Source organism: Frankia sp. CcMO1, assembly GCF_977945845.1.
The window spans coordinates 1-8,341 of sequence record NZ_CDWTMG010000220.1 but is presented as its reverse complement, the minus strand read 5'-3'; the positions used below and the strand labels follow the sequence as shown (position 1 = coordinate 8,341).

Sequence of the window (8,341 nt, the reverse complement as noted above, 5' to 3'; positions counted from 1 at the left end):
ATCATGAAGGACGGCAAGGTGTCTTCGCCGTTCCCTTGCTGGAAGAAATGATCGGCAATGGTCAGTAATGGGAAGTGAGGCCTCTGGGCGGGCGGAAACACGACGGGGGCCGGAGCGCGTTCGAGTCCAGCCAGGCGTGGCCGGCGCGGCCGGTTCAGGGGGCGGTGAACGCCAGGGAGACATTGTGCCCACCGAAGCCGAAGGCGTTGGCCACGGCGGCGCGGACGGTCTCGTGGCGGGCCTGTCCGGACACGACGTCGAGCTTGATCGCCGGGTCGAGCCGGTCAAGGTTGCGTACCGGGGGTATGACGCCGTCGCGGATGCTGAGCACCGTGGCGATGGCGCCCACCGCGCCGGCGGCGCCGAGCATGTGCCCGGTCATCGACTTGGTGGCCGTGACCGCCGGATGGGTGCCGATCGTCTGAGTGATCGCCTCGGCCTCCAAGGGGTCACCGACGGGGGTAGAGGTGGCGTGGGCGTGTACGAGGCCGATATCGGTGGGGGTGAGGCCGGCGCTGGACAGTGCGGCCTCGATGGCCCTGCGCTGCCCGGCGGGGTCGGCGGTGACGATGTCGAGGGCGTCGGAGTTGGTGGCCGCGCCGGCGGCGACGGCGTACACGCGGGCGCCGCGGGCGGCGGCGAACCCGGCCCGTTCCAGGACCAGCAGGCCGGCGCCCTCGCCGAGCACGAAACCGTCACGGTCGGCGTCGAAGGGCCGGGAGGCGGCTGCCGGGTCGTCGTGCCGGGTCGACAGGGCCTTCATCTGCGCGAACGCTGCCAGCGGCAGCGTGTCGACCGGCGCCTCGACGCCGCCGGCGACCACGACGTCGGCCAGCCCGTGTTGGATCATCTCCATACCGGTGGCGATCGCCTCGGCGCCGGACGCGCAGGCGCTGACCGGGGTGCGGGCGCCGGCCTTCGCACCGAGGTCGATGCTCACCCACGCCGCCGGGCCGTTGGGCATCAGCATGATCACCGTTTGAGGGGATATCCGGCGCGCACCGGCCTGCTCCAGGATGCGGTGCTGGCCCAGGGTGGACTGCACCCCGCCGTAACCGGTGCCGATGACGACCGCGAGCCGTTTGGGAGCGACCTCGGGGGATCCCGCGTCCGCCCATGCCTGCCGGGCGGTGACGATCGCCATCTGTTCACCGCGGTCGAGCTTGCGGCTGTCCTTGCGCGGCAGCGTTGCCGCGGGGTCGACGGGCAGCCGGGCGGCGAGTCGGACCGGCAGCTCCCGCGCCCATTCGTCTTCGATCACCGCGACACCCGAGGCACCCGCGACCAGCCCGTCCCAGGTGGCGGCGAGGTTGCCGCCGAGTGGAGTCATCGCACCGAGACCCGTCACCACGATCTTGTCGTAAACCACTAATTACCCCTTCCCGTCACGATGAGGGCGGAACGCCAGAAAGGCGGTTCCGATTCTCGCTCCGGATCACCTTCCCAGCTCGGGGCGCGGTCTGGACAGCTCCGCCGCTACCGATGTCGGCGGCCAGGTGTTGTGGGAACCCTACAAAGACCCGCGAGCCCTACGATGGCGAGACGGGCGCCGCCGCGGCCCACGACGCCGGACCGGCGAGGGGACGGTGGGTGAGTGTCGGGGTGCAGGTAGTCATAATTGGGTCATAATGCGGTTTCGGGTCGGATCCCGCTTATGCCGCTCTTCCCGTTATGCCGCTCTTCCCGGCGTATCCGAGCCGGGGGTGTCTGGTGGAGGACCTCGGTGCGGCGGCCGTCGCCCTCCGGCCGGAGGGCGACGGCCGCCGCACCGAGGTCGTTTCCCGGGGCTGGCCGGTGGTCCCGGGGCCGGTCTCAGCGGGCCGCGCGGATGGATTCCCGCAGGGAGGACAGGGTCGCCGCGAGGGCGGTCGGTTCGTAGCCGCAGTGTGCCATGCAGTTCGCGCAGCGCGGGTCGCGGCCTCGTCCGTAGGCCTCCCAGTCGGTGGTGTCAAGGAGTTCCTGGTAGGTCCTGGCGTAGCCGTCGCCCATCAGATAGCACGGCTTCTGCCAGCCGTACAGGGAGTAGGACGGAATTCCCCAGGCCGTGCACGGGAAGTCGATCTTTCCTTCGAGGAAGTCCAGGAACAGGGGGGAGTGGTTGATCCGCCAGTTCTTGCGGCGGCCGTCGGCGAACGCCTTGCGGAACAGTTCCTGGGTTTCCTTGACCCCGAGGAAGCTGTCCTGGTCGGGGGCTTTCTCGTAGGCGTAGGCGGGGGAGAGCATCATCCCGTCGACGTTGAGGTCGTTGTTGAGGAAGTCCAACACCTCGATCACGGTCTGGGGGGTGTCGGTGTTGAAGAACGTGGTGTTCGTGGTGACGCGGAAGCCGCGGCGCTGCGCCTCTTTGATGTTGTCCACGGCCTGGGCGAACACGCCCGGCTTGGCCACGGACTTGTCGTGGCGTTCCTCGAGGCCATCGATGTGTACCGCGAAGGACAGGTACGGTGACGGGCGCAGCTTGTCGATCTTGCGTGGGATCAGGAGGGCGTTCGTGCACAGGTAGATGAACTTCTTACGTTTCACCAGGCCTGCCACGATGTCTTCGATCTGCGGGTGCATCAGCGGTTCGCCGCCTGCCAGGCACACCACGGGGGCGCCGCACTCGTCGACGGCGGCGAGCGCCTGCTCGACGGGCATGCGCTGTTTCAGCACGTCCGCGGGATGTTGGATCTTGCCGCAGCCATCGCAGGCGAGGTTACATGCGAACAGGGGTTCGAGTTCGAGGGTGATCGGGAACTTGTCCCGCCTGGCGAGTTTCTGCTTGAGGAGATAAGCGCCGATCCTGATTGCCTGGCGCCGCGGAATGGCCATTTTCACCCTCCTGCTGTTGGTCTTCGGTCGCCTGGTGGGTGGAGTCGCGATGCTGCGCTGTTGCGGTCAGTGACTGTTCCGGTCAGTGTAGGCGTGTGGTGCGGAGCTGGTGGATTCGGCGTGGGTCGGAGTGGGCGTGGGGTGGAACTGAGGTGGGTGTCCGGTTTGGGGGCGGGGTGCGCTGGCGGGTTGGGGGTGATGGGGAGGGGCGGTGGTGAGAGCGCGGATTGCGGCGAGGCGATGGCGCCGGGGGCGGCGTGTGGTGTGCCGGGCGGGACGGTCCGGCCGGCCTTCGGCGGGGTGGCCTTGTGGTGGTCCGGACTATCCTGCCGCCTGACCATGAGCCAACCACTGCGCCCGCCGGGTGCGGCAGATATCTCACACCATCCGGAGAACCTTCCGGTAGAATACTCGGTGTGGTCCTGGGTAGCGGGGCCGTTCCCGGGCCATCCCCACGATGCGGAGGCTAGTGCGTGCCCCCCTCAGTGAACACGGGATCGAAGCGTCCCCGGTCGCGGCGTGCTCGGGGATCCATCAATGCCCCGGGGATTCTGGCGGGCGCCTTCGAGTTTTGCCGGGACACTCCGGTCGATCGGTTGAGTATGCCCCGCCTGGCTGCGTATCTCGACGTCGGTGTCACCAGCATCTACTGGTATTTTAAGAGCAAGCAAGAACTCCTCGACGCCATGGCCGAGGAGGCACTCGTCTCTTTCTATGAGAGCATGCCTCCCCTCCGTGGTGACGACTGGGAGGACATGCTCCGCGAGTTCTTCAAAAATTTCTATGGAGTCGAAATGAAATAACTTGCGCGTTTCGAACCCTCCACAGGCCTGTGACCTGCGATGATGCTCTCGATCACGTATTTGTTACTTCATTACGTCCCCTATGCGCTGCTCGCCGTCGACGACCTGAAATGCGACCTGATTACGCGTCGTAGCGGCAGTCCGACCTACCAGAGGAGACCATCACCTCCTGGTTTCGGGCGGCGGAACTGCTGGCTGGGCTGCGGGATGCCGGATTCCCGTCGTCGCTGGCCTGGCACGCTTTCCTCACGCTCTCGACATACACCCGGGGCTTCCTGCTCACCGAGCGGCCCGTCGAGGAGCCGGCCGCGGCGGTCCCTGCGGCGGCGCAGCCTTCCGACGTCACCGTCCCGGAGGAGTTCGAGTTCGGGATCACCAACATCATTCTGGGTCTGCGCACCCTACTGCCCGAGGACGCGCGCGACCGCGACGTCGCCTAACGCTCCCGTATACAGGATCACAACAGGACTGCAGCAGGACCGCACTCGCACTCGCGTGTGCCCGGCGAAGACGCCGCCGGCCGTCATTTCACCTCGTTGACGATTCACCTCGTTGACCGAGATCCGGGCCGTGGGCCGGACCTGGCTGTGCCACCGTGGTGGGCTTCCCGACGACCAGATCCGTAGGGTCCCAACAGCCTCGGACTGTCCCGCAAGGCCATCTTCTCGAGATCGACGCCGAGATCGATCCGATAACCCCTCCTGCCCCGCATGGCGCCTTTGGTGCGGCGTGGGGCCTCCGACGGGTGCCGGCCCGTGAGCCGGAGCTTCGGCCGGCTACAGCGATGATCTGCTCGATCGGCGCCCGTCTCCACCGCGACTCCCGATGGTGCCACCGAACCGGCGATGAACCAGCAATGGACAGCAAAGGAGCAGAATCGAAGATGGTTGGTCACAGGCGGTAAGTGGCGGTCGGAGGTGGGACACCGACGGCGGCCACTGTGTTGTCTGGATCGCCGAGAATCACATAGACCGAATAAATCGAAGTCGGACGGAGGAATCCGGCATGAAAGCAACGTATGAGGCACCGACGCTCCGGGCCGAGGGCTCGTTCCGGCAGGTCACCGGTTTCTTCGGGGGCTGGGGCTGGGGCTGGGGCCACTGGGGTGGCTGGGGCCACTGGGGTGGCTGGGGCCACTGGGGTGGCTGGGGGCGTTGGGGTGGCTGGGGCCGTTGGTGATCCCGGCTCCCGACAGTCCAGCAACCCGACCAGCAATCTGACACTCGGGTAACCCGACAATGCGGGAAACCGGAAAACCCGACAATGCGGGGTAACCGGGCAGCCCGACAAGTGGGCACCACGACATCCGTTGGCGGTGCTCCTCTCCGGGGACGACGGTGGTGACGAGCCGGCGAACGGTCGTTGCCACCCGCCGTCCGGGTCACGCCGAGGAGGAACACGGAGGAGGCACCTGCGGTGAGGATCGTCTGTGTGGGCGGCGGACCAGCAGGACTGTACTTCGCCATCTCGGCGAAACGCCGTGACGCCAGCCAGGAGATCACAATCCTCGAACGCGACCCGCCCGGGGCGACCTACGGCTGGGGGGTTGTGTATTGGGATAACCTTCTGGACGTCCTTTTCCGGAACGACCCAGGCAGCGCTCGTGCCCTGCGGGCTGCGTCCACTCTCTGGCAGGAGCAGCGGATCAGTCTGGGCGGATCGCGGGCGGCATATCTCACCGGCTACGGCTTCAGCCTGCAGCGGGCCGCGCTGCTCGAGATCCTCGCCCGGCGGGCCACCGATCTCGGCGTCGAAGTGGAGTACCGGCACGAGGTAGACGACCTGCGCCCGTACGCCGACGCCGATCTCGTCGTGGCGTCCGACGGCGCGAACAGCCGGGTGCGCCAGATGACCCAGGACGATTTCGGTACCAAGGTCGAGATCGGCGGTAACCCGTACATCTGGCTCGGCACCGACAAGCGATTCGACAGCTTCACCTTCGCCTTCGAACGGACCTCCGCAGGATGGATCTGGTTCCACGCCTATCCGTCCAGCGCCGGTATCAGCACCTGCATTGTGGAATGCTCCCAGCGGACGTGGAAGGGACTCGGCCTTGATCGCCTGAGCGCCGAGGACGCGCCGCGGATGCTGGAAAAGATCTTCTCTGGTCCGTTGGACGGCCATCCGCTGATCAGCCAGTGCCGCGGCCGGGCGGCGCGGTGGCTGCGTTTCGCCGATGTCACCAACCGGAGCTGGTACCACGACAACGTCGTGTTGATCGGTGACGCCGCCCACACCACGCACTTCGCCTTCGGGTCGGGCACGGCGCTCGCGATCGTCGATGCGGTCGCGCTCGCGCAGAGCATGTACGACAGCGGCGGCGATCTGCCGGCCGCGCTGCGAGATTTCGACCGGCGGGGCCGGGCGGCCCTGGGTCCTCTGCAGGCGGCGGCGCGGATGAGCATGGCCTGGTTCGAACGGGTGGACCCATACCTCGATCAGGATCCGGTGTCGTTCGCCTACTCGATGGCGTCGCGCCAGGGCGAACAGCCGCCGTGGCGCTACCCGGTGCACCGTGCCAGCCAGCACCCGGCCGTGCGCAGGGCGCTGCGCGGACTGAACTCGAGTGCACGATGGGGCCTGGCCCGTCGCCGGGGCGAACCCGTCGCCCGGAGAAGTATGGAGGGTTAGTCCCGGTCGACCGGGGCGTGTGCCGAGCGTCCCGCAGTGGTCGACGGCGCCCTCCACGGCGGATCATCTTCTCACGGACATCGTGGAACTGCCCTATGACCCATGCGAACACCTCACCGGACGGCTCATCCGGGTGTCCTTCGGTGGCAATCGCCGCGTTGACGCCGGCCCGAGGATTGCCGGCCCGAGGATGATGTCGGATCTCACTGCGGCGCCGGTACGGATCCCGTGAGCGACAGGACGGATGGAACCGGTAGGTCTGAGACCGGTATGTCCAATAGGGCCGGTAGGGCGGGTATGTCGGACATTACGGATGTGGTGGACGCTGCCGATGTAACGGATATCGTCGATGCGGCGGATGCGGTCCGGGAGAACCGCCCGACCGGTCCCCACCGCCGCAGGGTGCTGCGGGGCGCCGGGCTGCTCGGCTTCGGCGGTGGTGTCGCGATCGGGGGAGGCCTCGGGGGAGTCATGGCCCTCGACAGCGGTGTCGCCGTTGCCGCGGAACGTTCCCGGGAGGACCAGTCGGGCGGGCCGGACCGCGTCGCCGTGGTCCGTCGTGAGGCGCTGGCCGGGGTGGTGGGTGACGGCCGTCACCAGCCCGGAATCGCCGACCGGCCTCCCGCGCAGCTCGTCTTCACCGCCTACGACCTGACGACGTCCGGCCCGGCCGCGGTCCGCGCCTCCCTCGCCGCGGTGCTGCGTACCTGGACGGCCGCCGCCGCGGTGCTGATGCGAGGCGAGCCGCTCGACGGCGCTGAGCGGGACACCCAGGGACTCGGACCGGCGGGACTGACGATCACCATCGGGCTCGGTGCGTCCGCGCTGCGCCGCGCCGGCCTCGACGCGCAGATACCCGCGGAGCTCGCGGACATCCCCGCGATGCCCGGTGACCAGCTCGATCCGGCGCGCAGCGGCGGGGATCTCGGCGTGCAGGTCTGCGCCGAGGATCCGATGGTCGCGGTCTCGGCTTCCCGGCAGATACGTCGTCTCGCCGCTCAGGATGCCCGGCCCCGCTGGATCCAGCGGGGATTCCTTCGTTCCGCGGCGGCCGCGTTCAACCCCGGGTCCACCCCGCGCAACCTGATGGGGCAGATCGACGGCACGGACAACCTGGGACCGGGCACGCCGCAGTTCGACCGGGCGGTGTGGGTGTCCAACGGGCCGGAATGGGTGCGGGACGGGTCCTACCTGGTCTGCCGGCGCATCCGCATGCTGCTCGATGCCTGGGCGCGGCTGGACGAGACGGCTCAGAGCGCGGTCATCGGCCGCCGCAAGTCCGACGGCACCGCGCTCTCGGCACCGCCGGTGGGGCAGGGCGGCGCTGAGACCATCCAGCCGGACTTCACTGCCCGCGCCGCCGACGGCAGTCTCGCGATCGCCGGCAACGCCCATGCCCGGCTGTCCCACCCGTCGTTCCACGGCGGGATCGCCATGCTTCGTCGCGGCTACTCCTATGACGACGGCCTGGACTCAGCCGGCGAGCCGGACGCCGGCCTGTTCTTCACGGCCTACCAGGCCGACCCGCGTACGGCGTTCGTCGCGGTGCAGCGGACCCTCGCGGCCGGCGACGCATTGAACACCTTCATCCGGCACACCTCCAGCGCCCTGTTCGCCGTCCCGCCCGCCGCGCCCGCGGGCGGTTTTCTCGCGCAGGGGCTCTTCGGCGCCGGCTGAACGGCACCGGCTGAATTTCGACCGGGTGATCCTGTGCCGCGCCGTTCCGCACGGCCACTGAGCCGCATCCGCACACGTGCGGCCCGCCGTCGAGGGACGTGCGGGCTGCACGGCCGGGGCAGGGTGGTCTGATGGGTGGTCTGACGGGTAATCCAATGAGTGGTCCGATGACGCCGTACCTGTACCTGTACCTGTACCTGTACCTGTACCCGTTCCCGATGCCCGGTGTGGTCGCGGCATGCCAGGCGCGCCCCGCGAGAAACCGCACACCGGCCCGGAGGTGGCACCTCTCCACACGGCCTCATCGAGGCTCGCGCGGACCACGGGGCTCCTGACCATCGGATCGGGATTTACGGGGTCTTCGAAGTTAACCGGGGTGGGCGTGAGACCCCAGCCAGTTTGGTAACTGTGCGTAATGT

General features: G+C 68.2%; 6 protein-coding genes. 4 read left to right on the top strand and 2 right to left on the bottom strand.

The window, feature by feature from the left end:
• Positions 1–154: 154 nt before the first annotated feature.
• Entirely contained in the window at positions 155–1,369 is a 1,215-nt protein-coding gene (locus AC08OU_RS19845) for a beta-ketoacyl-[acyl-carrier-protein] synthase family protein (RefSeq protein ID WP_476605526.1), read from the bottom strand.
• A 443-nt stretch (positions 1,370–1,812) separates the two neighbouring features.
• Positions 1,813–2,811 (bottom strand): adenosyl-hopene transferase HpnH, encoded by a 999-nt coding sequence (hpnH, locus tag AC08OU_RS19840; RefSeq protein WP_476602259.1) that lies wholly within the window; start codon positions 2,809–2,811, stop codon positions 1,813–1,815.
• A 602-nt stretch (positions 2,812–3,413) separates the two neighbouring features.
• On the opposite strand from hpnH, the gene AC08OU_RS19835 reads away from it, so the two are divergent.
• From AC08OU_RS19835 to AC08OU_RS19820, 4 genes are all read left to right on the top strand, one after another.
• Positions 3,414–3,614 carry a TetR family transcriptional regulator gene (locus AC08OU_RS19835; protein ID WP_476605525.1) on the top strand — a complete coding sequence of 67 codons (201 nt, stop codon included), beginning with the start codon at positions 3,414–3,416 and terminating at the stop codon, positions 3,612–3,614.
• Positions 3,615–4,619: 1,005 nt separating this feature from the next.
• Positions 4,620–4,793, top strand: coding sequence for a keywimysin-related RiPP (locus AC08OU_RS19830; RefSeq protein ID WP_476602130.1), 174 nt, complete (start codon positions 4,620–4,622; stop codon positions 4,791–4,793).
• A gap of 237 nt (positions 4,794–5,030) precedes the next feature.
• Positions 5,031–6,245: an FAD-dependent monooxygenase gene (locus AC08OU_RS19825; RefSeq protein ID WP_476602131.1), complete on the top strand. Its 1,215-nt coding sequence runs from the start codon at positions 5,031–5,033 to the stop codon at positions 6,243–6,245.
• A gap of 297 nt (positions 6,246–6,542) precedes the next feature.
• On the top strand, positions 6,543–7,922 hold the full coding sequence (locus tag AC08OU_RS19820) for a Dyp-type peroxidase (RefSeq protein ID WP_476602132.1): 1,380 nt from the start codon (positions 6,543–6,545) through the stop codon (positions 7,920–7,922).
• Positions 7,923–8,341: the final 419 nt, after the last annotated feature.